The 25,373-nt window shown below is 68.8% G+C and carries 26 protein-coding genes; 8 read left to right on the forward strand and 18 right to left on the reverse strand.

What is annotated here, in order from left to right; translation table 11 throughout:
- The first annotated feature begins 56 nt into the window (after positions 1 to 56).
- Together ACX27O_RS27125 and ACX27O_RS27130 are read left to right on the forward strand one after the other, a co-directional pair.
- A complete protein-coding gene (locus tag ACX27O_RS27125; RefSeq protein ID WP_210865235.1) occupies positions 57 to 1,286 on the forward strand; it encodes a cytochrome P450 in 1,230 nt (409 codons plus the stop codon).
- A complete protein-coding gene (locus ACX27O_RS27130; RefSeq protein ID WP_458940291.1) occupies positions 1,283 to 1,510 on the forward strand; it encodes a ferredoxin in 228 nt (75 codons plus the stop codon). Before ACX27O_RS27125 ends, ACX27O_RS27130 begins: the two co-directional genes overlap by 4 nt.
- 102 nt (positions 1,511 to 1,612) lie before the next feature.
- Here ACX27O_RS27130 and ACX27O_RS27135 read toward each other — a convergent pair whose 3' ends face one another.
- On the reverse strand, positions 1,613 to 4,411 hold the full coding sequence (locus ACX27O_RS27135) for an ATP-binding protein (protein WP_458940292.1): 2,799 nt from the start codon (positions 4,409 to 4,411) through the stop codon (positions 1,613 to 1,615).
- Positions 4,412 to 4,557: 146 nt separating this feature from the next.
- Between ACX27O_RS27135 and ACX27O_RS27140 the strand changes: the two genes are divergently transcribed.
- Together ACX27O_RS27140 and ACX27O_RS27145 are read left to right on the forward strand one after the other, a co-directional pair.
- Positions 4,558 to 4,914 carry a VOC family protein gene (locus ACX27O_RS27140; protein ID WP_030328415.1) on the forward strand — a complete coding sequence of 119 codons (357 nt, stop codon included), beginning with the start codon at positions 4,558 to 4,560 and terminating at the stop codon, positions 4,912 to 4,914.
- 113 nt (positions 4,915 to 5,027) lie between these two features.
- Positions 5,028 to 5,633, forward strand: coding sequence for a VOC family protein (locus ACX27O_RS27145; protein WP_210865233.1), 606 nt, complete (start codon positions 5,028 to 5,030; stop codon positions 5,631 to 5,633).
- A 97-nt stretch (positions 5,634 to 5,730) separates the two neighbouring features.
- On the opposite strand, the gene ACX27O_RS27150 is transcribed toward ACX27O_RS27145, so the two are convergent.
- The 7 genes from ACX27O_RS27150 to ACX27O_RS27180 form a co-directional block, all read right to left on the reverse strand.
- Positions 5,731 to 6,984: an iron-containing alcohol dehydrogenase gene (locus ACX27O_RS27150; RefSeq protein ID WP_458940293.1), complete on the reverse strand. Its 1,254-nt coding sequence runs from the start codon at positions 6,982 to 6,984 to the stop codon at positions 5,731 to 5,733.
- A gap of 63 nt (positions 6,985 to 7,047) precedes the next feature.
- Positions 7,048 to 8,508: an NAD-dependent succinate-semialdehyde dehydrogenase gene (locus tag ACX27O_RS27155; protein ID WP_458940294.1), complete on the reverse strand. Its 1,461-nt coding sequence runs from the start codon at positions 8,506 to 8,508 to the stop codon at positions 7,048 to 7,050.
- Positions 8,509 to 8,703: 195 nt separating this feature from the next.
- Positions 8,704 to 9,780, reverse strand: a complete 1,077-nt coding sequence (locus ACX27O_RS27160) for an ABC transporter ATP-binding protein (RefSeq protein ID WP_458940295.1) — start codon at positions 9,778 to 9,780, stop codon at positions 8,704 to 8,706.
- Positions 9,780 to 10,847: an ABC transporter ATP-binding protein gene (locus tag ACX27O_RS27165; protein ID WP_030328404.1), complete on the reverse strand. Its 1,068-nt coding sequence runs from the start codon at positions 10,845 to 10,847 to the stop codon at positions 9,780 to 9,782. Before ACX27O_RS27165 ends, ACX27O_RS27160 begins: the two co-directional genes overlap by 1 nt.
- Positions 10,847 to 11,758, reverse strand: coding sequence for a carbohydrate ABC transporter permease (locus tag ACX27O_RS27170; RefSeq protein ID WP_030328402.1), 912 nt, complete (start codon positions 11,756 to 11,758; stop codon positions 10,847 to 10,849). Before ACX27O_RS27170 ends, ACX27O_RS27165 begins: the two co-directional genes overlap by 1 nt.
- Positions 11,758 to 12,657, reverse strand: a complete 900-nt coding sequence (locus ACX27O_RS27175) for a carbohydrate ABC transporter permease (RefSeq protein ID WP_036410793.1) — start codon at positions 12,655 to 12,657, stop codon at positions 11,758 to 11,760. Before ACX27O_RS27175 ends, ACX27O_RS27170 begins: the two co-directional genes overlap by 1 nt.
- A gap of 47 nt (positions 12,658 to 12,704) precedes the next feature.
- On the reverse strand, positions 12,705 to 14,063 hold the full coding sequence (locus tag ACX27O_RS27180; RefSeq protein ID WP_245233510.1) for an extracellular solute-binding protein: 1,359 nt from the start codon (positions 14,061 to 14,063) through the stop codon (positions 12,705 to 12,707).
- A gap of 356 nt (positions 14,064 to 14,419) precedes the next feature.
- On the opposite strand from ACX27O_RS27180, the gene ACX27O_RS27185 reads away from it, so the two are divergent.
- The 3 genes from ACX27O_RS27185 to ACX27O_RS27195 all read left to right on the forward strand — a co-directional run bounded on the left by ACX27O_RS27185 (position 14,420) and on the right by ACX27O_RS27195 (position 16,733).
- On the forward strand, positions 14,420 to 15,163 hold the full coding sequence (locus ACX27O_RS27185) for a GntR family transcriptional regulator (RefSeq protein WP_030328395.1): 744 nt from the start codon (positions 14,420 to 14,422) through the stop codon (positions 15,161 to 15,163).
- 96 nt (positions 15,164 to 15,259) lie between these two features.
- Positions 15,260 to 15,829: a DJ-1/PfpI family protein gene (locus tag ACX27O_RS27190; RefSeq protein ID WP_210857678.1), complete on the forward strand. Its 570-nt coding sequence runs from the start codon at positions 15,260 to 15,262 to the stop codon at positions 15,827 to 15,829.
- Positions 15,830 to 15,848: 19 nt separating this feature from the next.
- A complete protein-coding gene (locus tag ACX27O_RS27195) occupies positions 15,849 to 16,733 on the forward strand; it encodes an alpha/beta fold hydrolase (RefSeq protein ID WP_458940296.1) in 885 nt (294 codons plus the stop codon).
- Here ACX27O_RS27195 and ACX27O_RS27200 read toward each other — a convergent pair.
- The 8 genes from ACX27O_RS27200 to msrB all read right to left on the reverse strand — a co-directional run bounded on the left by ACX27O_RS27200 (position 16,648) and on the right by msrB (position 23,213).
- Positions 16,648 to 17,442: a hypothetical protein gene (locus ACX27O_RS27200; RefSeq protein ID WP_210865228.1), complete on the reverse strand. Its 795-nt coding sequence runs from the start codon at positions 17,440 to 17,442 to the stop codon at positions 16,648 to 16,650. The two genes, ACX27O_RS27195 and ACX27O_RS27200, sit on opposite strands and share 86 nt — an antisense overlap.
- Positions 17,443 to 17,530: 88 nt before the next feature.
- Complete coding sequence (locus tag ACX27O_RS27205) at positions 17,531 to 18,823, reverse strand: serpin family protein (RefSeq protein ID WP_458940297.1); 1,293 nt, start codon at positions 18,821 to 18,823, stop codon at positions 17,531 to 17,533.
- 134 nt (positions 18,824 to 18,957) lie between these two features.
- Positions 18,958 to 19,389 carry an NUDIX domain-containing protein gene (locus ACX27O_RS27210; protein WP_458940298.1) on the reverse strand — a complete coding sequence of 144 codons (432 nt, stop codon included), beginning with the start codon at positions 19,387 to 19,389 and terminating at the stop codon, positions 18,958 to 18,960.
- Positions 19,390 to 19,467: 78 nt separating this feature from the next.
- On the reverse strand, positions 19,468 to 19,947 hold the full coding sequence (locus ACX27O_RS27215) for a carboxymuconolactone decarboxylase family protein (RefSeq protein WP_458940299.1): 480 nt from the start codon (positions 19,945 to 19,947) through the stop codon (positions 19,468 to 19,470).
- Positions 19,948 to 20,378: 431 nt separating this feature from the next.
- Positions 20,379 to 20,732: an OsmC family protein gene (locus ACX27O_RS27220; RefSeq protein WP_051708153.1), complete on the reverse strand. Its 354-nt coding sequence runs from the start codon at positions 20,730 to 20,732 to the stop codon at positions 20,379 to 20,381.
- Between the two features lie 546 nt (positions 20,733 to 21,278).
- Positions 21,279 to 21,935 (reverse strand): TetR/AcrR family transcriptional regulator, encoded by a 657-nt coding sequence (locus ACX27O_RS27225; RefSeq protein WP_210857673.1) that lies wholly within the window; start codon positions 21,933 to 21,935, stop codon positions 21,279 to 21,281.
- A gap of 283 nt (positions 21,936 to 22,218) precedes the next feature.
- Positions 22,219 to 22,725, reverse strand: coding sequence for a peptide-methionine (S)-S-oxide reductase MsrA (msrA, locus tag ACX27O_RS27230; protein WP_030328375.1), 507 nt, complete (start codon positions 22,723 to 22,725; stop codon positions 22,219 to 22,221).
- Positions 22,722 to 23,213 carry a peptide-methionine (R)-S-oxide reductase MsrB gene (gene msrB / locus ACX27O_RS27235; RefSeq protein WP_210857672.1) on the reverse strand — a complete coding sequence of 164 codons (492 nt, stop codon included), beginning with the start codon at positions 23,211 to 23,213 and terminating at the stop codon, positions 22,722 to 22,724. The genes msrA and msrB overlap by 4 nt, the downstream gene beginning before the upstream one ends.
- A gap of 444 nt (positions 23,214 to 23,657) precedes the next feature.
- Between msrB and ACX27O_RS27240 the strand changes: the two genes are divergently transcribed.
- The gene (locus ACX27O_RS27240; protein WP_210857683.1) at positions 23,658 to 24,575 is read left to right on the forward strand and encodes an NADP-dependent oxidoreductase; all 918 of its coding nucleotides are present in this window, start codon (positions 23,658 to 23,660) and stop codon (positions 24,573 to 24,575) included.
- Positions 24,576 to 24,624: 49 nt separating this feature from the next.
- Here ACX27O_RS27240 and ACX27O_RS27245 read toward each other — a convergent pair whose 3' ends face one another.
- The gene (locus ACX27O_RS27245) at positions 24,625 to 25,032 is read right to left on the reverse strand and encodes a GNAT family N-acetyltransferase (protein WP_210857671.1); all 408 of its coding nucleotides are present in this window, start codon (positions 25,030 to 25,032) and stop codon (positions 24,625 to 24,627) included.
- A gap of 46 nt (positions 25,033 to 25,078) precedes the next feature.
- Positions 25,079 to 25,372 carry a DUF6510 family protein gene (locus ACX27O_RS27250; RefSeq protein ID WP_051708151.1) on the reverse strand — a complete coding sequence of 98 codons (294 nt, stop codon included), beginning with the start codon at positions 25,370 to 25,372 and terminating at the stop codon, positions 25,079 to 25,081.
- Position 25,373: the final 1 nt, after the last annotated feature.

Consider the following 25,373-nt stretch of genomic DNA (forward strand, 5'->3'; position numbering starts at 1 on the left):
CCGCCACCACACGGCGCCGGCCTGAGGATCACGCCGCCTCGACGAAGGGAATCCGGATGACGGAGAGCGCGCCGACCACCGAGAGCCGAACCGTTCCACCCGCGCGGGCGTACCCGTTCAGCGTTCCTGACCGCCTCGTCGTCGACCCGACCTACGGCCAGCTGCGCGAGAGCGAGCCGATGACCCGGGTGCAGCTCCCCTACGGTGAGGAGGCGTGGCTCGCCACCCGGTACGAGGACGTCCGTACGGTCCTCGGCGACGTCCGGTTCGGCCGCGCCCCGGCCGTCCAGCGCGACGAGCCCAGGCTCACCCCGCGCCAGCAGTACAGCGGCATGCTGACCATGGACCCGCCCGATCACACTCGGCTGCGCCGGCTGGTGGCAAAGGCGTTCACGGCCCGCCGGGTGGAGGCGCTGCGCCCCCGCACCCAGGAGATCGCCGACACGCTGGTCGATGACATGGTCCGCCTCGGTCCTCCGGCCGACCTGGTGGAGCACGTCGCCACACCGTTGCCGATCCAGGTGATCTGCGAGCTGCTCGGCGTCCCGTACGCCGACCGCGACCGCTTCCACACCTGGTCCGAGGCAATCGTCTCGACCACCTCGCTGCCCATGGAGACGATCCAGGAGTACCTGAACAATCTCTGGGGCTACATCGGTGATCTGGTCGCCGAGCGCCGCCGCGAGCCGGGGATCGACGACCTGCTCGGCGCGTTGGTGCGCGCCCGCGACGAGAACGAGGATCGGCTCAGCGAGACCGAGCTGGTGGAGCTGGCCGGAGGGCTGCTCGCGGCCGGCCACGAAACCACAGTGACCCAGATCCCCAACTTCGTGTACGTCCTGCTGCACAATCCGGACCAGCTCGCTCGGCTACGGGCCGACCCGTCGCTGGTGCCGGCCGCGGTCGAGGAGTTGTTGCGGTACGTACCGCTGGGCGTCGGTTCCTCCTTCGCCCGGTACGCCAAGGAGGACGTCGAGGTCGGCGGGGTGCTGGTCCGGGCCGGTGAGCCGGTCCTCGGCTCACTGTCGTCGGCGAACCGGGACGCTACCGTCTTCGCCGACCCGGACCGGCTGGACCTCGGCCGCGAGCAGAACCCGCACCTGGGCTTCGGGCACGGCGTTCACCACTGCGTCGGCGCGCAGCTGGCCCGCATGGAGTTGCAGGTCGCCGTCGCCACACTGGTGACTCGCCTGCCCGGATTGCGGCTCGCCGTACCCGAGGAGGAGTTGCAGTGGAAGCGGGGCATGTTGGTCCGGGGCCTGCTCGGCATGCCGGTGGCCTGGTGAGTGCCGCCTGGCGGATCGGGGTGGACTCGCGCCGCTGCATCGGCACGAGCATCTGCGCCGGTACCGCACCCGAGCACTTCCGCCTGGTCGGCGGCCAGTCCGCGCCGCTTGCCGACGTCGTCGCCCCGGCCGAGGCCATCGTCGACGCCGCCGACTCCTGCCCGGTGGAGGCGATCACGGTCCGCGACGCCACCGACGACACGCTGATCGCACCGCAGGAGTGACCCGACGTCGAGCCCGGCCGTCCGCACTATGAGCGGAGCAGCTGTGGAGGCCGGCAGACCAGCGACGAGGCGGTCATGGCGGTGCACCGGATCGGCGGAAGCTCAGGTCGAGGTGATCTGGAGTCGGCAGGGGACCATGGGGGCGAGCCCAAGGTCGCCGAGTATGGCCGCGCCCCGCCGGGCATGGCCGCCACCGGCGAACACCAGGGTCCGTGCGGACTGGTATCGGCAGCCGGCGGCGTCGAACGTACCTGCCGCAGCGAGCAGCGCCTGTTGATCGCCGTCGAGCAGCGCTTCCGCTCGTTGCACCATGGCCTCCGCGACGACGTTGCCGGCCACGACGGTCCTGGCCTCGGCCAGATGGTCACGAGCGCCCGGGCCCCCGGCGAGCACCGCGGCCTCGGCGCGCAGCGCGACATACCAGTGCAACCAGATCCAGGTGACTGACTTCCACACGTCGCCCGGCTCGGGAGCCATCCGTTCCAGCGCCTCTGGCGCCTGCCCCCGGTGCAGCAGCAGCATCGCGTCGAAGACCGGTCCGTAGCCATAGGTCTGTTCGTGTGAGACGCCGAGCTGTTTCAGGACCGCGGTCCAGACGCTCTGGGCCTCCCGATCGTCACGGAGACCATGGATCATCGCAACGCCGGCTGCCGCAGGACCGAGGACTGACCTGGCGGGGCTGCCGGCCCGCTGCCACGCGTCGAGGAACCGCACACTGCCGGCCAGTACGTCGTCGGTGTTACCCGCGAGCGCGTCGGCCACCAGCAGCCAACTGGTGGCACGATGACCAACCTCCACGAGCAGCGGGTGGTCGGCGATCTGCCGTGCCAACCGGCGGGCGGCTGGCAGATCGCCCGCGCCAAGGCTGGCCTCGGTGGCGTTGCCGAGGGCGTCGAGCAGTTCATGGGTGTTGGCCGGGGCAGCTGGTAGGGACGAGAGCAGCGCGACCCGGCGTCGCGCCGTGGCTGCGCTGGTGAACGTCTCGCCGGCCCAGCACTGGGCACCGGTGAGCGCATCGAGCGCCGCGGCCTCGGCGAGCGGGTCGCGCGTTCGGTGTGCGAGTGTGACGGCCCGCTCGGCGCGCGCGATCGTCTCGGGTACCGCGTTTTCGGGTGGGCCCTGGGCTGCGCCGAACGCGTCGCTGAGCACCCCAGCCTCGGCCAGCGCCACCGCGGCCTGGGCGGCCGGGTCGTCGCCGGCCAGCTCTCGTGCCTCGCGGATGAGCGCGATCGACTCCTCCGGCGGCGGAAGTAGTTCGAACCTGCTCCAGAACCGGTAGGTGTTGGTGGCAGCGGTCGCCAGGTCGGAGGCGGCACCGGCGGCATCTCCCGCTCGGCGGGCGGCCTGCGCGGCCGCCTGCCAAAGACGGTGCATGTCGTCACCGCGCATGCGGCATCCAGCCACGGCAGCGGCGTGCCGGAGCATCGATGCCTCGGCAGCGGGCTCGACAGCGAGCGCGGCCGCCTGCTCATACCGCAGCTGAGACTCGCCGACCAGGTTACGAATGAAGGCCATCTCCGCCAGCTGGCGGGCAAGGTGATAGGCGTCCATGCGTTGCTCCGGCCGGTCGACCGCCCACGACAGCGCGGCGCGAAGCTCGTCCGCCACCGGGTCGAACCGGGCACGCCAATCCGCCCGCACCACCGCAAGGTCAGCGGCAGTGGCCAGACACCAGCGAAGGTGCCGGTGACGGGACTCCACCAGCTCGCCGGCCTCGGCGAGCCGCTCCGTCCCGTACTGGCGGATGGGTTCCAGCGCCCGGTACTCGGTTCCACCAGGGAACGTCCTCACCACCAGCAGGCTCTGTTCAGCGAGCCGGGCCAGCCCGTCGGCGACGATGCCCTCCTCCGTCTCGGCCACCTCCGCTGCCGCCGAAGTGGTGAACGGCGCCACGAAGACCGACACCCGGCGCAGCAGCGCCCGGTCGGCAGGCTCCAGCAGGGCGTGGCTCCAGTCCAGTGTGGCGCGCACCGACCGGTGCCGGTCATCGGTACGGGCACCGCCGGTGAGCATTCGGAGCGGATGGGACAGGGCGGCGGTGATGCCATCCAGACCCAGCATCGGATAGCGTGCGGCAGCCAACTCGATCGCCAACGCCATTCCGTCGAGGCGCTCACAGATCGAGGCGACCTGGTCGCGCAGCGGAGGATCCAGCGGCCAGCCCACCGCTGCCGCCCGTTGCATGAACAACGCGACCGCGTCCGACTCGCCGTCGACACCCAGCGACAGCGGCGGCACCGGATACACCCGCTCGAACGGCACCATGAGCCGTGCCCGACTGGTAGCCAGCACCGTCACTGCCGGACACGCCGCCAAGAGCCGCTCGAGAAGGACCGCCACCCCGTCCAGTACGTGTTCGCAGTTGTCGAGCACCAGCAACGCCTGGCGGTCGGCCAACGCGGCGAGAACGGACTCGGTCATGTCCCGACCGGGCTGCTCGCCCAGACCGAGCGCCACGGCGACCGCAGCCGCGATCATGTCGGGGTCGGCGACCGGAACCAGATCGACGAACCACACACCGTCGGGGTAGTCACCACCTGCTTGCGAGGCCACCGCCAGCGCGAGGCGGGTCTTGCCCACTCCGCCCGGCCCGACCGCACTCACCTGACGGTGAGCCCGGATCAGCTCGCTCAGCTCAGCTCGCTCGCTCACCCGACCGACGAACGAGGTCAGCGGGGCCGGCAGAACCGGCGCCTGGGGCGCGGCACCACCGCCGGCCACCTCACGCGCCCGCTGGGCGAGCGCACGGCGATCCGGGACCTCCAGCTTGCGCAGCAGCGAGGAGACGTGTGTCTCCACGGTACGCACCGAGATGAAGAGTCGTGCGCCGATCTCCGCGTTGCTGAGATGGTCTCCGAGCAGGGCAAGCACCTCGGCTTCCCGAGGGGAGACGTCAACCACCACCCCATTCTGTCGTACGCCTCTCCGTGTGCCGGTTCCGTGGTCGACTCCGTGGTCGCCACGGATCCGCGCCGGGCACGCCGGAGGACATGCTGTGGACACGCAACCGACCGGGCCGGCAGCGGCCCGCGACCTAGGGAGTGACCATGGCGAACTCGTCCACGCAGGGCATCCGGACCGTGCTGCACCCGGTGTCGGATCTGGCCAGCGCCACGGCGGTGTACGAGGCGCTGCTCGGCGTACCGCCGACGGACGAATCGGTCTACTACGTCGGCTTCAACGCGGCAGGCCAGCACATCGGCCTGGTGCCGGGCGGTGGACCGCAGGGCCTGACCGCGCCCCTGACCTACTGGCACGTCACGGACATCGAAGCGAAGCTGGCCGAGCTGAGCGCCGTCGGCGCCACGGTGACCGAAGCGGCACACGATGTCGGCGGCGGCCGCCTCGTGGCTACCGTCGCCGATCCCGACGGCAACCTGTTGGGACTGCTTCAGGACAGGTGAGCGGCAGGGCTCGTCCGAGCCGCCGCCGCGTTCAGCACCGCCAGATCCCCGATCCGCCTTCACTCCTTCGCGGTCCGGCAACCGAGAACCGCACAGCCCGAAAGGAACCACTCATGCTCACCATCGACTCCGTCACGCTCGAAGTGCCGGCCCCGGCGCCCGCCCAGGACTTCTACACCGCGGCCTTCGGCCTCGGTCCCCGTCTGCGCGTCGGCGCGTCGGACGCACCCACCACCGGTTTCCGTGGCTTCGCCGTCTCGCTCGTGGTGTCCCAGCCGGGCACCGTCAACAGCCTCTTCGGCGATGCCCTTGCCGGCGGAGCGACGACACTGAAGCCGGCCGCGAAGAGTTTCTGGGGCTACGGCGGGGTACTGCGTGACCCGTACGGCACGATCTGGAAGATCGCGACATCGGCGAAGAAGGACACCGGACCGGCCAACCGGCACATCGACGAGATGGTGCTCCTGCTGGGAGTGGACGACGTCGCCGCGACCAAACGGTTCTACGTCGACCACGGTCTCACCGTGGCCAAGAGCTTCGGCCGCAAGTACGTCGAGTTCGCCACGTCGAACATCAAGCTGGCGCTGTACGGCCGTCGTGCCGCCGCCAAGGACGCGGGCGTCTCGCCCGACGGCACCGGATCACACCGGCTCGTCATCGGCAGCGGCGCCGGAACCTTCACCGACCCTGACGGTTTCGAGTGGAAGGCCGGCGAATGAAACCGCCGCCCACGTCGGCGTGCCGGGAATCGCCGACGCCGCGCTGCTCACGACGTGTGCCGGGGGCTGACGGTACGGGCCCCCGGGACGGTCGTCGTCAGGGGAAAGGCAGGTCGCTGGCTGTGCTCGGGGTCAGGACGTGTCGGGTCCGGTCCCCGGTCCAGGCCGCTTCGAGGATCGCGGTCAGGCTGGCGGTGTCGGTCGGGCCCGGATGGTTCTGGATCAACCGGGTGACGCCACTGGCCATCTCCGCGAAGCGCGGCAGGTCCGCGCGGGCCACGCCGATGTCGGCCAGGGTGCGGGGGATGCCGATGTCGGCAAGGAGCCCGTCGAGCCAGGTGAGGAACACCTCCGCGGCCTCGGCGTCGGAGGCGTCGGCGACGTCGAGCCCGCACACCCGGGCGAGGACGGCCAACCGGTCGGCGATGGCGTCCCTCGCCGCGTCCAGCGCGTAGGGCAGCAGCAGCCCGACGCCCAGGCCGTGCGGCGTGTGCGTGGCCGCGCCGATGGGGTACTGGAGAGCGTGCGGGGCCGCGTTGCCCGCGTGGGAGAAGGCGATCCCGGCGAGCATGGACCCGTAGGACATGTCCGCGCGGGCGTCCGTGTCGCCTCCGTTGCTGACGGCACGACGCAGGCTACGGGCGATCCGTTCCGCGGCCAGCAGCGCGTAGTGGTCGGTGACCGGGTTGCGACCGAGGAAGACCTGCTCCACCGGGTCGCGCGGTCCGTGGGCGCGGGGCCGCGCGGTGTAGCTCTCCACCGCGTGGCAGAACGCGTCGATGCCCGAGTGGGCGGTGACGCTCGCCGGGCAGGAGTAGGTGAGTTCGGGGTCGACGATGGCGAAGTCGGGCACGATGTGGACGCTGGAGACGCCCACCTTCAGTTCGCGGTCCGGGTCGGTCAACACCGAGACGGGGGTGAGCTCCGAGCCGGTGCCCGACGTCGTCGGGACAGCCACGAGAGGGATCGTCGGCCCCGGCACCTTCGACTCGCCGTAGAAGTCGCGTGGCGTCCCACCGTGGCACCGGATGACGCCGACGATCTTGGCGAGGTCGATCACCGTGCCGCCCCCGATGGCGAGGATCACGTCGGCGTCCACCTTGGCGGCGGCCGAGACGGCGAGTGCGACATCGGTCAGCGGCACGTCGGGAGTCGCGTCGGCGAACACCTCGACGGCCTCGACCTTCTCCCGCACGGCGGCCACGATCTCGGCCACCCCCGGCTGCCCGAGAAGAACCTGGTCGGTCACGACGAGGACTCGCGAGCCACTCTCGGCCACCACTCGTGGGATGTTCTGCGCGACCCCTTCGCCCACTATCAGTTGGCGTGGTCCGCGGACGGTCTCAAGCATGTCGGTGCCTCTCCGGAACGTCGGCGGCGATGTGCGGGGCGGGTGCCCGGGGTGGCAGGTCGGTCACGGCAGGTCGATCGCCGCGTAGGTGACGTCGAGATACTCGAGGATTCCCTCGTGTGATCCCTCCTTGCCGATCCCGGACTGCTTCACGCCACCGAACGGAGCTGACGGATCCGATATCAGGCCACGGTTGATGCCGAGCATCCCGGTGTCCAGCCCTTCGGCGAACCGCAGCGCCCGCTGAAGGTCACGGGTGAAGATGTACCCGACCAGGCCGTACTCGGTGTCGTTGGCCTTCGCCATCACCTCGTCGTCGGACGTGAACGAGATGATCGGCGCGACCGGGCCGAAGATCTCCTCCTGCAGCATCCGCGCATCGTCGGGCACGTCGGCGAGGACTGTGGGCGGGTAGAAGTGGCCCGGCCCATCCGGACGCTCACCGCCCACCAGGACCCGGGCGCCGCGGTCGACCGCGTCGGCGACGAGCTCGTCAATCTTGGCGACCGAGACCTCGTCGATCAACGCCCCGACGGTCACGCCGTCGTCGAGACCATGGCCCATCGACAGCGCGCCCATCCGCTCGGCGAAGCGCGCCGTGAACTCCTCGCGCACCGGCTCCTCGACGTAGATCCGGTTGGCCGCGATGCAGGACTCCCCGATGTTGCGCATCTTGGCCACCATGGCGCCGTCGAGCGCGACGTCCAGGTCCGCGTCGGCACACACGATCAGGGCCGCGTTGCCGCCCAGTTCCATTGAGGTACGCAGCACGTTGTCCGCTGCCTGTCGCAGCAGCACGCGCCCGACCTCGGTCGACCCGGTGAACGAGAGCTTGCGGGTCCGACCGTCGGCCAGCAGCGCGGAGACCACCGCGCCGGAACGCTTGGTGGTCACCACGTTGACCACCCCCGGGGGTATGCCGACCTCCTCCATGATGCGGGCCAGCAACAGCATGGTGAGTGGCGTCTGGGCCGCCGGCTTGGTGATCGTCGTGCAGCCCGCCGCCAGGGCGGGAGCGATCTTGCGGGCACCCATGGCCAACGGGAAGTTCCAGGGCGTCACGAAGACGCACGGCCCGACCGGCTTCGGTACGGTGAGGATGCGGTATCCACCTGCGGGAGCGGTGTTGTACCGGCCCTCGACGCGCACCGCCTCCTCGGCGAACCAGCGGAAGAACTCGGCGCCGTAGGCCACCTCCGCCCGAGCCTCGGCGAGCGGCTTGCCCATCTCGAGCGTGATCAGCCGGGCGACCTCCTCGGATCGCCCGGTCAGCGCCCGGTACGTCGCTGTCAACAACTCTGACCGTTTCCGCGGTGGGGTCGCCGCCCACTCCGCCATCGCCGCGCTCGCCGCGTCCAGCGCGGCGAGTCCGTCACCGACGTCGGCGTCCGCCACCTCGGCGATGGTCTTGCCGGTTGCGGGGTCCTCGACGGCGAACGTGGCTCCGCTTGCGGCGTCGCGCCAGGCGTCGCCGATCCGGAGCCGCCGGTGCTCCGGGGCCAGGACGTTCATCGGATCACTCATTCCGTCGCCTCCTGTGATCTTCCTGGTGATGTCCGTCGTGGCTCAGCGACCGCGGCTGTGCGCACGGACCGACGCCACCGGTCGTCTTCTCGGGCCGCGCCCGGCCGGGCGTCGTCAGGCCGTACGCACTGCTGACGGTCCGCCGGCCCCCGGCTGCCACTCGTTGGCGCGTGGTGCCGTCGCCGCCGGCCGCGGTTACCGCCCCGCCTCGGACAACGACAGCCCGGAGCCCGCGTCGAACAGGTGCGCACGGTCCAGGTCGACGGTGACCGACAGTCGCTCGCCCGGCGTACCGCTGACGGTGGGTCGTGCCTTGACCTTGACGATCTCCGTCCCCACCCGGACGTCGACCACCGTTCGGTCACCGAGCGGCTCAAGCCCGTAGAGCTCGCCCGACAACGACGCGTCCCCACGCTGCTCGACGGAGAGGTCCTCCGCGCGCAGGCCCAGCAGCAGCGCCTGACCGTCCTCAGCCGTGGCCCAGCGGGGTCGCGGCAGCGTCCAGCCGTCCGCGCCGACCAGACGATCTCCCTCGGCGCGGCAGGTGAGCAGGCTGATCGGCGGGCTCCCGACGAATCCGGCGACCCACTGGTTGGCGGGACGCTCGTACACCTCGGTCGGCGTTCCGACCTGTTGCACCTTGCCCTCCTTGAGGACCGCGACCTGGTCGGCCATGGACAGCGCCTCGACCTGGTCGTTGGTCACGTAGACGAAGGTGGCGCCGAGGCTGCGGTGGATGCGGGTGAGCTCGGTGCGCATCTCGACCCGGAGCTTGAGGTCGAGGTTCGTCAGCGGCTCGTCCATCAGGAACGCGCGCGGGCTACGGACCAGTGCCCGGGCCAGTGCGACACGCTGCATCTCACCGCCGGACAGTTGGGCGGGACGACGCTGCAGGAGGCGTTCGATGTGCAGCAGGCTCGACATCTTCTGCACGGCGGCGGCGATCTCGCTCGACGAGCAGCGGCGTGCCCGCAACGGCGAGGCGATGTTCTCGTACACCGTGTGTCGCGGGTAGAGGGCGTAGCTCTGGAAGACCATGGCCAGGTCGCGTGCGGCCGGGGCGTCGCCGGTCGCGTCCCTGCCGTCCAGATGTACCGTGCCCGCCTCGAGCTTCTCCAGGCCGGCGATCGCTCGCAGGGTCGTCGTCTTGCCTGCCCCGGAGGGCCCGAGTACGACGAAGAACGAGCCGTCCGGCACGTCCAGCGTCACCCCGTCCAGCGCCTGGACCTTGCCGAAGGACTTGCGCAGCCCTTGTGCTGCAACGGTTCCCATCAGGCCACCAGCTCTTCCGTGCTCACGTCGTAGACCGCCGGGGTTCCGCCGGTGTGCCGCAGCCCGACCTTCGCGTCAGCGGCGAAACGAACAGTTGGTGGCATCCGGACCCGGACGTCACGTTGGCCGCCGTGGTCGACCACGTAGATGATTTCGTCGCCCAGCCACTCCACCGAGACCACCCGGGCCGGGATCGAGCCTTCCGCCCCCGGTGCGGTGACCTCCAGCGCCTCCGGCCGGACGCCGGCGACCAGGCGACGATCGCGTGGCAGGCCCGACGGTGGCGTCAGGACCAACCCGCCCTGAGCGTGCAGCCGCCCGTCGGCGATCTCCACCTCGATCAGGTTCATCGGCGGGGAGCCGATGAACGCGGCGCAGAAGAGACTCGCCGGACGGTCGTAGACCTCCAGCGGGGTGCCGATCTGCTCGACGCGGCCCTTGTTGAGGATGGCGATCCGGTGACCGAGCGACATCGCCTCGACCTGGTCGTGGGTGACGTAGACCATCGTCGCCCCCAGCTCTCCCTGCAGGTGCTTGATCTCCGTGCGCATGTCCGCCCGCAGCTCCGCGTCCAGGTTGGTGAGCGGTTCGTCCATCAGGAACGCGCGCGGTCGGCGTACCAGGGCGCGAGCCAGCGCCACACGCTGCTGCTCCCCGCCGGACAGCTGGCGCGGTCGTCGGTTCAGGAGCGGACCGAGCCGCATCAGCCGGGCGGCCTCCTCGACCCGCGCGTTCACCTCCTGCTTGGGCAGGCCCTCGGCCCGCAGTGGGAACGCCAGGTTGTCGCGGGTTCGCAGATGCGGGTAGAGAGCGTAGAACTGGAACACCATGGCGATGTCGCGCTCGGCCGGCCGCAGGTCGTTGACCAGCGTGTCGCCGATGCGGATGTCGCCCGCCGTCTGCCTCTCCAGGCCGGCGATGGCGCGCAGCGTGGTCGTCTTGCCGCAACCCGAAGGGCCGAGCATCACGAACAGCTCGCCGTGGCCGATGGACAGGTCGACGTGCTCGACCGCTACCGTTCCGTCGGGGTAGCGCTTGTGCAGCGCGGTCACCTCGATGCCCGCCATCAGCGCCGCACCGCCCCGAGCGTCACACCGGCGATGAGGTGCTTGCGCACCAGGTACGCGAAGACGAGCACCGGTAGGGCGAACACCACGGAGGCGGCGGCCACGAGACCCCAGTCCGTGGTGGTACCGCCGATCAGGCCGGCGATGGCCGGGGGAGCCGTCCGCACGCTGTCGCTGGAGGTGAGGAAGGTGGCGAACACGAACTCGTTCCACGAGAAGATGAGGGCGAAGACCGCCGTCGCGGCGATGCCGGGCACGAGCAGCGGCAGGGTGTACCGCCAGAACGCCTGCAGGCGCGTGTACCCGTCGAGCATGGCGGCGTCCTCGTACTCGGCGGGCACCTCGTCGACGAACCCCTTCATCATCCAGATCGTGAACGGGACGTTGAACGCGGTGTAGATGAGGATCAGGCCGAGCTTGTTGTCGTAGAGGCCGATCTGCCGGTACATCAGGAAGATCGGGATCACGACCACCACGGGCGGCATGAAGCGGGTGGACAGGATGAAGAACAGTTGGTCCTTCTTGGCCTTCACCGCGAAGCGCGAGTAGGCCCAGGCCGCCGGGACCCCCAGCACGGTGGCCAGCACCGTGGAAGCTCCGGCGACCACCACCGAGTTGAGGAAGTTGACGGACACCGGCGTGCGGCCGTCGCCCTGAGCGACGAACACATCCTTGTAATGCTGCAGAGTGACGGCGAAGTCGAAGAACTTGGCCGGGATGGCGTAGACGTCCCGGTTCTCCTTGATCGACGTCTCGAGCATCCACAGCACCGGAAAGAGCATCACCACGGCCAGGACGGTCAGCAGCGCGATCTCCACCACGGAGCGGCCCCGACCGCCGAGGCGGCGCGCGGGGGGCCCGTGGTCCGGGGCTGGACCGGTGGACACGGCCTCGTCAACGGAGACGGCCATCAGTCCTCCTTGAGCTTGTTCAGGTAGCGCAGGTAGAACTGCGTGAGGACGATGACGACGAGGACCATGAGGATCCCGTACGCCGAGGCGGTTCCGGAGTTGAAGCCCAGGAACGCGACTTTGTAGATGTGGAACGACAACGTCTCGGTGGAGACACCCGGACCTCCGCTGGTCAGGATGTAGACGAGGTCGAACAGCCGGAACGCCTCGATCGCCCGGAACATCACGGCGATGAGGAGCAGCGGCCACACCAGCGGAAGAGTGATCGTGCGGAACCGGAACCACTCGGAGGCCCGGTCGATCGAGGCGGCCTCGTAGAGGTACTTGGGCACCGCGGTGAGGCCCGCGAGCGCGATGAGCATGATGAACGGCGTCCACTGCCAGGTGTCGACGACGATCAGGGAGACCAGTGCCGTCCGCTGCCGGGTGAGCCACTCCACCTGCCCCAGGCCGACCGAGCCGAGCATGCTGTTGACCACGCCGAACTGCGCGTCGAGCATGAACCGCCAGAACAGCCCGACCACGACCGGCGACAGCATCATCGGAACCAGGAACAGGGTGGTCAGCGCTCCCCGCCCGCGCGTGCGCCGGGAGATCAGGTAGGCGATGCCGAAGCCGAGCACCGTCTGCAGGCCGACCGCGCCGACCACGTAGATCAGTGTGGTCAGGGCCCTCGTGTGGACCTGCGCCGACGTCAGGATGGCGGTGTAGTTGCCGAACCCGATGAAGTTGGCGGGCCCGCCGCGGGTGGCCGAGTAGTCGGTGAAGGACAGGTACAACGCCCACAGCAGCGGGAACACCGACATGCCGAGCAACAGCAGCATCGCGGGGGAGATGAACGTGACGGCGAGCCAGCGGTCGCTCAGCCGCCGGGACCGCCCCGGTGCAGGTGGCGTCACAGACACCACCTGCCCGGGGTGGTCGGTGGTCAGCGGTGCGGGGTCTTTCACAGTCCGCCGCCGCCCTTGCGGTTGCTGGAGTCGAGCACGTTCTGCTGCTCCTTGGCGATGTCGTCGAGCGCGTCCTTCGGCTTCTTCGCGCCGTTGAGCGCCGCGTTCACGTTGGTGTTCTCGATGTCGACGAGGCGCGCGTACTCGGGCACGTTCCACATGTCCCGCATCCGCGGCACCGAGTCGGCGTACACCTTGTTGAACGGCCCGGCGTTGAGGAACTCCGGCGACGCCAGGGCGTCCGTACGCGCTGGCACGCCACCGGCCGCGGCCCACTTCTTCTGGACGTCAGCCTGCTCGAACCACTTCATGAAGTTGAGGGCTTCCGCCTGGTTCGCCTTCGAGGAGTAGGCCGAGATGTGCATCCCCATACCGCCGAGCGGGACCAGGTTCGTCTTCTGGCTCGGCAGGGTGGCGAAGCCCAGCTTGTCGAGAATCTGCTCCCGGCTGGTGCCGAGCGTCGACTGCTTCGGGTCGAGCAGGCCGCCGCTCGCGGCGATCCAGTTGAACGCGATGCAGGCCTTGCCCTGAGCGACAGCCGCGTTCACCTCGTCGATGAACCAGTTGCCGGAGCCCTTCGCGGTCAGCGGCTTCATCTTGTTGACCAGGACGTCCATCGCCTCCTGGCCGGCGGCGTCGTTGAGGACACCGTCGATCTTGCGCGTCTTGGGGTCCCAGAGGTTGCCGCCGTAGACGCCGTTGACGGTGTTGTAGGTGACGGCCGCGGCGTCGGAGCCGTTGGCCTGGTGGAAGGCCAGCCCGCTGACACCGGGGTTGTCCGCCTGGCACTTCTCGGCGGCTGAGATCATCTCGTCCCAGGTCTGCGGTGGCTTGTCGCCGATCAGGTCCTTGCGGTAGATCATCGTCCAGGTGTCGCCGAGCAGCGGCAGCCCGTACAGGCTGGCGTTCTCGTCGCGTTTGCCGGTCTCCGCCTGGGGGAACTGACCGTACGCCGCCAGGAGGTAGGGGTTGTAGGCGTTGACGTCGATGTTCTCTTTGACGAAGTCGGTGAGGTCGAGGATGTTGCCGTTCGTCACGGCCTCGCCGATGTGTTGCGAGTCCAGGATCGCGATGTCGAAGTCGGTCTTGCGCGCGGCGAACTGGGTGAACATCGCGTCGTGCCAGTTGGCGTTCGGCACGGTGTTGACCTTGATGGTGGCGTTCGGCCGCTCTTTCTTGTACTCCGCGTTCGCGAAGGCTTCCAGTGCCTGGGCGGGGGGCCAGTCGAACCAGATGAAGCTGAGGGTCAGCGGGTCCTTGGTGAGCTCCGGGATGGCCGCCGGCGCCTTCGGGGCGCTCGCCTTCGCGCCGTCGTCCTTGCTGTCGCCGCCGCACGCCGCCACGGTCGTGGCCATCAGCAGCATGGCTGCCGTCGCCAGCTGCACCTTCCGGGCGGGAACGGACAATCGTCCTGTTCGCTTCTGATATCGCATCTTCGGGCCTGCTTTCTGGGGTGGGGACTTCTAAGGCCTCGCTATGTGCTTCGCCGTGCAGTTGCGGGGTTGCTCAGGCGTGTCGCCGCCGGGCTGTCGCGGGGTGCCGACCCGCGGGCTGGCGTCACAGGTGCGATGGCGGGCGGTTCCGCGATGGCGCAGAATGAAGATCATCCAGCGCTTTTCCTATACGATCCGGTGTGGGGCGTCAGCATGTCGCAGCGTTGTGACTGATGTCAACAGGTTCCCGAAGGCGCAAGAAAGGACCTCACGTCACGATGGACGACGAAGCGATGATCGCGCGGGGCCGTAGGGCCGTCGCGGGCGGAACGCCGCCGGGAAGATCCGGCGGCCGGCTTGCCGACGAGGTGTACGACACGCTGCTCGGACAGCTGATGTCGCTACGGATCGAGGCCGGCTCCCGCGTCACGATCGACGTCCTGGCGCGAGAGCTGGGGGTGTCGCAGACGCCGATCCGGGACGCGCTGAACCGCATGGAGGCCGAGGGCCTGGTCGTGCGGGTGCCCCATGCCGGCTACCGCATCCCTCCGCACATCACCCGCCAGCGATTCGAGGACATGCTCGAGGTCCGCCTGCTCCTCGAACCGGCGGCGGCGCGCAGATCCGCCGAACGCGCGACCTCGGAGCAGGTGGCCGGTCTGCGACGAATGCTGGAGGAGATGGCGGAGCTGGAAGGGGGCAACGGGCCCACGGCGTACGGCGCCTTCGGGCTACGCGACGCCGCCTTCCACGATCTCGTCGCCCTGAGCGCGGAGAACCAGGTCATCCGTGAAGCGCTCGCTCGCCTGCACAGCCACGTGCACCTCTTCCGGCTCCACCACGACACCCAGGTCACGCACCTGGCGATGGCCGAGCACGAGGACGTGGTAACCGCGATCGCCGCGCGTGACCCGGACGCCGCCGCGTACGCGATGCGTCGGCACATCCTGCGCTCCGGCGAGCGTTTCCGGCGACTGTTCGACGGCGTCAGGGACGCGGACGGGATGGCGGCAGACGCTTGACGGGCGGGCCGGGCCGGGGAATGCTAGCGCAATCGGATCGGATTGGATTCGATCGGATCCACCACCTCACCCGCCCCCAGACGCGAGGAGAAGCAGGTGCCCAGAGCGCTGCTGCTGACCGGCGACGCCGCCGAGGAACTCGACACCATGTATCCCTACTACCGCGTGCAGGAGGGCGGCTGGGACGTGGACGTCTCGTCACGGACGATGCGTGACGTGCAACTGGTCATCCACGAGTTCGACCCCAACTCCGACGCCTACGTGGAGAAGAACGGCCGGAAGCTGCCGGTCGACGTGCCCTGGGCCGACGTGGACGTCGAGCGCTACGACGCCCTCATCATCCCCGGCGGCCGCGCCCCCGAATGGATCCGGGTCGACGCCGACGTCAGGCGCATCACCGAGCACTTCTTCGCCCGCAACCTCCCCATCGCGCTGGTGTGCCACGGCGCGCAGGTGCCAGCGGTGTACGGGCTGCTCAAGGGCCGCAAGACGGCCTGCTTCCCGCCCATCACCGGTGACATGGAGAACGCCGGCGCGACCGTCATCGACGCTCCCGACGTCGTGGACGGCAACCTCGTCTCCTGCCGGGGCTGGCCCGACATGCCGCAGTTCGGCCGGGCGATGATGGAGGTCTTCTCGAAGTCCGTCAACCCCGCATCCGCATGAGCACAGCTGGCCTGTGCCGGTGACGGCACTTCGGACCGTCACGGTCGACGGCTCCCCGGTCCACGTCCTGGAAAGCGGCACCGGACCCGCGGTGCTGATGCTGCACGGCTCCGGACCCGGCACGACCGGGTCCGGCGCCTGGGCAGCGACGGCGCAGGCGCTCGGCACGTCCTGGCACGTCGTGGCTCCTGACCAGGCGGGGTTCGGCCGTACGCCCGTCCCGGCGGGCTCCACGGGCGGGCTTCGGCTGTGGACGGAGCAGGCCGCGGGCCTGATGGACGCTCTCGGTATCGAGCACTACGCCGTGGTGGGTCACTCCATGGGCGGTGCCGTGGCGCTGGCGTTGGCGGCCGCACGCCCCCGACAGGTCACCCGGGTCGTGGCGGTCGCGACGATGGGCGCCCCCGGCGCGCCCCTGTCCGCCGGGCTCGACGCGATCTGGGCCGCCCCCGCCGGCCCGCTCGGGGCACGAGACATGCTGAGTCGCCTCGTGCTCGACCAGGCGCTCGTGACCGAATCGGCAGTCGACGCCCGGGCGGCCGCGATGCGAGCGGGGGAGGCGGCCTTCGCGTCGTTGTTCCCTCCACCCCGGGCACGATGGGTCGACGACCTCACCCTCTCGGCGCGAACGCTGGCAGCGATCAGCGCGCCCGTGCTGCTCGTGCACGGCGCCGAGGACCGCATCACTCCGCTCGAAACGGCAACCCAGCCCCTGCTCGAACACCTGACCGACGTCCGTCTGCACGTGTTCGGCCGATGCGGGCACGTGCCGGCGATCGAACACCCGCACGAGTTCAGGCAACTGCTGTCGTGCTTCCTCAGTCAGCGCTCTCGGCAGGGTGCTGACGAGGGAGCGCACCTATACGGCCAAGGAGATGAGCGACCGTCTGTCCCAAGTCCGTAAGCCGGTAGTTTGTCGGCAACCGTGGTTCAGGCTCGCCCATCGTCTGTTGCGCGTCCCGCAACTCATCTCTCTCCTCGCCGGACAGGTGTTGTTGACTACGTGGGACCGCTTCGATGAAGGTCAACTTTGCCAACTTCTGGACGAGGATCGGCGCAACATGGGCGATGCCTCTGTCTCGCTTGGCGATATCTTCTACGCGGAACTGCTCAGGTGCCTTGTTTATCACTGACAAGCATCGCGCGTCGACCCCTTCAAAATCCTCCAAGAGTGCAATCAGCATGCGCATCTCGTCAGCTCTGGACTTGTCTTTTGCGCCCACGACAAAGGCCCGAGCGAGCACCCTGATCTTCCACTCGTCGGCTGTGGTGGTTGAGGCCCCGACGGCCTCGCCCAGCAACTGCCGGGTCTTACGATCGGATTGCTCTCCCGCAGCGAGGTCATCGACAGTTGATCCGCTCTCCGACTCAACGGCCTCGCTAAAGCGCTGTGCACCTTCCGCAGCCCAGAGACGGTAAACCAACGACACCGACTCCTCCACGACGGAGCCCGCAAGTGCGCTGGCGGGAACGGCTGCGACGCCGAGTTCTGGTCTGTTGAGCACCGCCGCTGCCACCGTCAGGAGAGCTGCAACCGCAGGTGCCACTGTGTTTCCGGCGGCACGTTGGACGATAGCGACTGCTCGATCTTGTGCTTCTCCCATGCCGTCCATTCTGCTCTGCCTGCGCCAGCCGATTCGCCCTGCGCTCACGTTGTGGAAGGCCGCCTTTGGGCAGGGAGACGCCAATTCCGCCGTTCGCTCAGGCTGGGCCGGTGACCAAGGGGTCGTGGACCCGGCCGAGGAACAGCGGTACGCCGGTGAGGCGGTCGTGGATGACGTACAGGAATGGTCGGTCCACAAAGAACTGCGGCCCTTGCGGAATCGACGGCGGCCGGACGACGACGGCCGTCGCGGCCGCGGCTTCGGTGCCCTTCTCGTCCACCGCGATGAACGTCTCGTGCACCACGTCGTCGATGCACAGGGACGGGTCAGCGCTCATGCCGGTGAAGTCGGCCTGTGCGGTGAATGCCGTGGGAATGCCGAGGCTGCCCAGCGCGGCTCCCAGCTCGGCCGGCAGACGGAACCTCCATCGGGGCAGGCGTAGTTGGACGTCGGTGACCTGGAACCCGGTCAGCAACGCGCCCAGCCAGGTGGCGTCGAGGTTCGCCTCGACCGCGGCGAGGTCGCCCCTGGTCGGCATGACGATGGCCATGGCAAGCCCGTCGCCCGCGTACGGCACGTCGACCGCGCGCCAACCGTCGCCCTCGAGGTAGCCCATCCGGTCGAACGGCCCGCGCATGATCGAGACGTCGACGACGCTGCCGTCATCCCGTGTGAACGGCCCCAGCGCCGTGGCGGTGGGGGTGAACGGGTACTTCCACGCCGCCATGAGGTAGATCGCGTTGGTGAGGATCAGGCGGGTGTCGGGGCTGACGCCGTCTGGCTGCAACAGCTCCGGAATCTTCGCGTTGGTCCGATCGGACACCCAGGTGTTGATCTCCTGGCGGGCCCCCTCCGGGTTGCCGCCGAAGTCGACCGGATGCGGCGCGGCGCCGTAGTAGCCGGCCAGAGTGTCCCGGAACCCGGGCCGCAGGCACAGGTCGCGTCGTGTCCACAACGCGTTGGCAGTGGTCAGCCGAGGCTGCTTGGTTCCGTCCCCGTTCTGGTAGCGCTCGGCGAGCGTCTGATCGACGGTGTTGAGCCCGCTGTCGAGCGCGCTGGGACGCGGGTGCGGCGCGTGGAGCACGGCGTCCATCTCGTCGGCCGTCGTCGAGCGGGCGCCCGCCCGGGTCATCGCGAGCGCGAGCCCGACCGAGTACGGTGCGCACACCACATTTCCGCCTGCCTCAGTCGAGGCCAGTGTGCGGTAGAGGTCGGCCGTGAAGCCACGAACCGCGGTGGCGGCGGCCTGCATCGTGGCCGGGTCCGGTGGTACGCGGGCCGCATCCGTCGAGGTCGACGACGAGCCGAGCCAACGGGAGTGACCTGGGGCGGCGGTGAGGGCGGCGGCGGCAAGCGGCACCGCCCGCAGAACAGATCGACGCGAGACCATGTGTCGACGGTAGAGCAGTCCTACGGAAACCCACCAGACACAGAGCCGAATTAATCGAAGTTCGGCAATGTCTATCGTGAGTGCGCCGGTTGTGGTGCCCGGGGGCGTGGTGGTGAATCGGAGCCCGCCGGACGCTAACCGTCTTCGTCGTGGCGGGACAGCAGGCCGAACTCCGGCAGCGATCGAAGCAATGCCGGCAGGGCGTCGAACACGAGCGGAAGCTCGGCCATCTGGCTGAGCGTGGCCCAGGCGATGTCGTCATGCTCCTCGGGTGCCCGGTTGGTGGGGGAGCCGACCCAGTCAGCGATGTGCCAGACGCCCACGTTGACGGCGTCCTCGCCGCTGCCGGCACGCAGGTCGCCCAACCGTGACGAGGACCGCGCCACGATGTGCACCCCGAGCTCCTCGTGCATCTCACGCGCGAGGGCCTGGAGCTCCGACTCGCCGGCGTCGACGTGCCCTCCGGGCAGGTCCCACAGATCCGGGTACGCCCGGCGGGCCGGGCTGCGGTGGACCAGCAGGACCGCGCCGTTGGTGACGAGCGCGCCGCAGACGACGACATGCATGACGGGATTAGAGCACGGGGATGGGACAAGCCCGTCCCGGCTCGACACCGTGGGCGGCTGGCCGCAGATGACGTCGCCTCACCCGGGAGTCGCCGTGGTGGGCACGGCACCCTCGGCGAGCTTGAGTCGCGTCCAGACGTTCATGTTGATGACAACGCCCACGATCTCCAGGATCTCGTCCTCGGTGAAGTGCGCAGCCATCCTGTCGTGCGCCTCCTGGAGCCGGGTGTTGACGGTGGCGTCGGCGGCCCGGGTCAACGCCTCGGCGTAGGCCAGCGCGGCCTGCTCCTCTTCGGTGAACAGGTGCGTCTCCCACCACGCGGTGAGGGTTTCGACCTTGGCGGACGGGATGTCGGCGGTACGGGCGGCGGCGTGGTGCACCAGCAGGCAGTAGCTGCAATTGTTGAGCTGCGCGACGCGTAACCGCAGAAGCTGGGCCAGGGCCCGGTCCACCCGCAGGGTGGCGGTGTGGCCGAACGCTGCGGCCCCGGCATTCGCCAGCGCCGTGAGGTGTTGGTTTGTGGCGTTCAGCCGTACGTTTTGAAAACCGGTATCCACGCGGTGACCTCCTCCACGTCCCAACGACAACACCAGTGCCGGGGATGTCCATAGCGGTACGAACCGCCTGCTCCGGGTCGTACCTCTGCTTCTGGGGTTTGCGGAGCGGCCTCGGTCAAGGCCGTGATGTCGTAGGCGCCGTAGTGGCGGCGGCCGTTGATGAAGAACGTCGGGGTGCTGGACACGCCGCTGCTGTCGGCGGAGTCGATGTCACTGTCGATCCGCCCGGCGTGGGCCTGGCTGGTCAGATTCGCAGGAATGCCCGCAGCGGTGACCTGAGGTGCCGCTTCCGGAGGTTCGGCTGGTGCTGGTCTCGGTCACCCGTCACCTTTCGACGTGCTGACCGAGCCAGCACGGATAGCTGGAGCACTCACCGGCGACATCCACGAGAGAGGGCTCGCCCGCGGCCGTAGCCGTCGCCGGCAGTGTGCTCAGCGCGGTCCGACGAACTCGGTCCGCACGCTCCACGCGAACTGGATCAGCAGGGTCACCGGGGACCTCTCGGCGATCTCGTGCATCACCGCCAGGTCGTCGGGGTCAGGGTCCTCGCTGAGCGTGATGGTGCGCTGCAGGTAGCGCTCCGCGCCTTCCTGCTCGGGTTCGTGGTAGTTGATCTCGACGGTGATATCGCCGGCGGTGTCGTACTTGTAGTCGACGTACTGCCGCAGCGTCTGGGCGGTGCACGACGCGAGCGCCATCAACAGGTACTCGGTCGGGGTGGGGCCGTCACCGATCGCGCCGTTGTGCGGTTCGTCGGCGACGAGGGTGAAGCCGCGGGTGGTCATGTCCGTGCGTCGGCGCTCCGTGGCCGGAAGGACAACTCGGGCCGATGCGACGACATGATCATGGGTGGTTTCCATCAGCCGCGCCTTCCTCTACATCCAGTGGTGAAGGTCCAGGGATACCGAGCTGGCAGCAGCCGCGCCGCAGTCTGAGCGGGGCCGTGGCCAGGCGTCAGCCCGGGGCCGGTACGTCCGGAGGTTAGCCTTCGCGGACTAGATAGTCCAATCGGCTACTCAGCTCAGAGTCGCCCTCGGCGGCTGAATCTCGACAGCAGGGCAGCCTAAGCTCGGGCGATGAGTGGCGTGCGCCGTCACGTCCCGGACCGCCTCGGTCGATGTCACGGCTTCAATTGGACCGAAAGGTCCCTTTGATGTGGCGGCTACAACTGGATGCCCGCCGGGCGGGAGTCAGCGTCGATCGACGGCGGAATCAACACTGCCGGCGGTGGTTGCGCAAGCTGCGGCGCCTCGCTCTCACGATGACGCCCTCATCGGCCTCCGGCTGCTCGCACCCACCGCGAGCAGCCTCATCACCACCAATGGGGCCAATTAACGGGTCGGTTCACCGGACGGCTGCACGAGGAACGATTTGATGTGGTCCAGCGCCATGTCCAGTGCGACTTCCATCGGGGCGACGTCGTGCGCGGCGTTCGCCAGCAGGTAGCCGCCTTGTAGTGCGCCCATCAACCCCGTGGCCAATTTCTCCGGGTCGGCGTCCGGGCGCAGGAGACCACTGTCCCGCATCCGGTGCAGACCATCACTGATCAACTTTTCCCATGCCGCGAACGTCTCCGACAGCGACGATCGAGCCTGCTCATCTTGATCGGACAGCTCAAGGGCCATCGACCCGAGGCCGCACCCGTATTTGCCGTTGTTGAGTGAGTTGGCCTGGACCAGCGCGTTGCGCCACCGGACCAGCCCGGAGAACGATCTCAGTCGTTCGAGCCCCGCGCGCTCGCGCTGAAGCACGAGCGCGCCTCGATACTTGACCAAGGCGCGCACGAGTTCCTGCTTGTCGGCGAAGTGGTGGTAGAGCTGGGACTTGCTCGTCTGGCTTGCCTCGCGGATGTCGTCGAGGGTCGTCGCGTTCACTCCGCGCACGAGCATCAGCCGGTTCGCTGCGTCGAGGATCCGCTCGCGGGTCGCGATGCCCCGTTGACTGATCCTCCGCCTATTCGTCGGCGCAGCCACCTGCTCGTCGCTCATCTGTCAAGTGTATCCAGCGCGCCAGATAATCTCGTGCGAATGGGACTGTTGAGTCCACCTCGTGTCACGTCCCATTACCCGATGCGTCGTCCCAATGACCGTGTTTCCGCACCGCCAGACATCTTTAGCGGCAGCTGTTATGGACCATCTGGTCCTATTGGAAATGGGGTTTCCGGTGTTGTGCCGCGACGTCTCGGGTGCCGCACTCCGGCGAGAGCCGGGGTGAGACACCTGGATGGGTACGGACCGGCGCGCGGACCCTGAGGTCCGCGCGCCGGGGGTGTCAGGCAGTCGCCCGCTTCGGCAGCTTCCATCCCGGGCGGGGGAAGTGGCAGGTGTATCCGTTGGGGTACGTCTGCAGGTAGTTCTGGTGCTCCGGCTCGGCCTCCCAGAAGTCTCCTGCCGCGGTGACCTCGGTGACGACCTTGCCGGGCCACAGGCCCGAGGCGTCGACATCGGCGATCGTGTCCTCGGCGACCCGCTTCTGCTCGTCGCTGGTGTAGAAGATCGCCGAGCGGTAACTGAGGCCGATGTCGTTACCCTGGCGGTTCTTCGTCGACGGGTCGTGGATCTGGAAGAAGAACTCGAGCAGCGCGCGGAAGTCGGTCTTGTCGGTGTCGTAGACGACCTCGATGGACTCCGCGTGGGTGCCGTGGTTGCGGTAGGTGGCGTTCGGGACGTCGCCGCCGCTGTACCCGACGCGCGTCGACACGACGCCGGGCTGGCGGCGGAACAACTCCTCCATGCCCCAGAAGCAGCCGCCGGCGAGGATTGCCTTCTCGGTGTTCACATCGTCTCCTTGGCTGATGTCGTGCCCGTGTTGGTGTCACTCGTGAACAGGGTGCGGTATTCGCCGTACCCAGCGTTTTCCAGGTCGTCGCGGTGGATGAACCGCAGCGACGCCGAGTTGATGCAGTAACGCAGTCCGCCCTCCTCGGGGGGACCGTCATTGAAGACGTGGCCGAGGTGGCTGTTTCCGTGCAACGAGCGGGCCTCGGTCCGGATCATTCCGTGGCTCGAGTCTTGGCGCTCCACGACGTTCGTCCTGGCGATCGGCCTGGTGAAGCTCGGCCAGCCGGAGTTGCTGTCGTACTTGTCGACGGACGCGAACAGCGGCTCGCCGGACACGACGTCGACGTAGATGCCGGGCTCATGGTTGTCCCAGTAGGCGTTGGCGAACGGTCGCTCGGTGCCGTCCTGCTGGGTTACCCGGTACTGCTCCGGGTTGAGCCGCGAAACGGCCTCCGGGTTCCTGTGGTACTGGGTCTGCTGGTGCACAGCTCTCCCTTCGTGGCCTCAGCTGCGGAGCCAGGCGGAGCGCACCTGGACTCGCAGGTACAGACAATCTCCGGGCCGGCCGTATTCCCGCAGCCGTCGTCACACCTGGACGCCAAAGTCCAAGCAGAAGTCCATCCTCGCCCGAAGAGGTCTCGTTATAACGGTCCTGAACTGCAATTACTGCGGCTGCGGCGATGACTGGACGGTCGCATACTGGACTTGACAGACCACTTTTGCCATGGCTAGGTTCGGGACGGCCGACGAGCTGGCCGACTCGCCCGTCGGCATCGAGGTCGACAGGCGTTCCCGCCGACACCCCACCGCACTCCGGTCGCTACCGGTCGGCGTGGTGTGGCACGGCGCCGAGGCGTGGCGCCGCCGGTGTTGGGAACGAACAGTGCTTCTCGTGGCAGTGCGGCGAGGGCGGAATCCAGGAGGTATCTGATGAAGGCGATCGTGGTGACCGACGAGGCCGCCGGAACGGCCGGAATGACGTTGGTGGACCGGCCTGCGCCGGAACCTGCCATCAACGACGTCGTTGTCCAGGTTCACGCGTCGGGATTTGTGCCGACCGAGCTGACGTGGCCCTCGACCTGGACCGATCGCCTCGGTCGGGACCGGACGCCGTCGGTACCCGGGCACGAACTGGCCGGAGTGGTCAGCGCACTCGGGTACGGCACGACGGGGCTGTCAGTGGGGCAGCGGGTCTTCGGCCTCACTGACTGGAGCCGAGACGGCACCCTGGCGGAGTGCGTGGCGGTCGAGGCGCGCAACCTCGCACCGCTGCCCGGCGACGTCGACTTCACGGTGGGCGCGAGCCTGCCGATCTCTGGCCTGACCGCTTGGCAGGGACTCTTCGAGCACGGCCGCCTCCGGGCGGGGCAGAGCGTCCTCGTGCACGGCGCGGCCGGCGCTGTCGGTTCGATGGTGACGCAGCTCGCCCATGAGTTCGGCGCCTACGTCATCGGTACCGGGCGCGCCGCCGACCGGCAGCGGGCGCTCGACTTCGGCGCGCAGGAGTTCGTCGACCTCGAGAACGACGTCCTGGAAGACGTCGGTGGAATCGATCTGGTTTTCGACGTCATCGGCGGTGACATCGGAAAGCGGTCGGCAGGCCTGATTCGCGCCGGCGGAAGCATGGTGTCCGTCGTCGGGCCGCCCGAGGTGCGACCCGCGGACGCCCTGACGATCGACTTCGTCGTGACGTCTGATCGCGCCCAACTGGGTGAAATCGTCCAGCGGGTACGGGACGGGCGACTGCTGACGAACATCGCCAAGGTCGCGGACCTCGACGACGCCGTCGCCGCCCTCAACCCGACCGAACGGGCCACCGGCAAGACGATCATCCGCGTTCGCTCGTAAGGACTCGGGGGACAGCGGTCGGGGCGCGTTCAGGCGTGCCGACGGGTGCTCAGTGCCCTCGCTGGCCGGGGTGTGACCGGAATGTCGGGTCCAGCACGTCGGCGTACTCGGGATGAGCATCAACGAACGCTGCCGCGAACGGACACGTCACGGCAGCGGTCTTTCCCTGCCCGCGCAGCTCGTCGAGGACGCCGCCGAGAAGCCTGCTCGCCACTCCCTTCCCCCGGAACTCGGGGAACACGGATGTCGCCGACAGGATGACGCGGTCCCCGGCCGTGCTGTAGACGAGCCCTGCCGCTGTCCGGCCCCCTACCGTGGCCTCGTAGATGCCGTCCGCGCTGTTGTTGGTGATGACGAAGTCCTCCGCGTCAGCCGGGCCGGCGGGCGGCAGGGTCGAGTCGCCCGAGTCCTGCTCGGCGCTGGTCAACGCGATCATGTCTTCGGCGTTGTTCGCCACACTGTCTCCTGAATCCCGCTTCGTCGCGATTGTTCGAATCTCGTGCTCAGACCCGCGGCAGCGGGAGGCTGACCACGAGCGATCCACGCAGGTCTACCAGGGCCCGCGCGGTAGTGCGTACCAGGCGCATGACGACGTCCCCGCAGCCGGGGCAGCGGGCCACCAGGCCGGGCGCCCGGTCGAAGACGCGCATCGCGGCCAGCGGACGGGTCATCCGGCAGCCGGCGCAGGTGAGGTCGGCAACGGTGAGGTCGGCCCCCATGATCTCGCCGAGCGGGCCGGCGAGGGCGTTACCGTCCACCCAGTGTGGGTCGTCTGCTCCGACGGTGGTGGTCGACATG

Source organism: Micromonospora sp. SD19 (assembly GCF_054462275.1).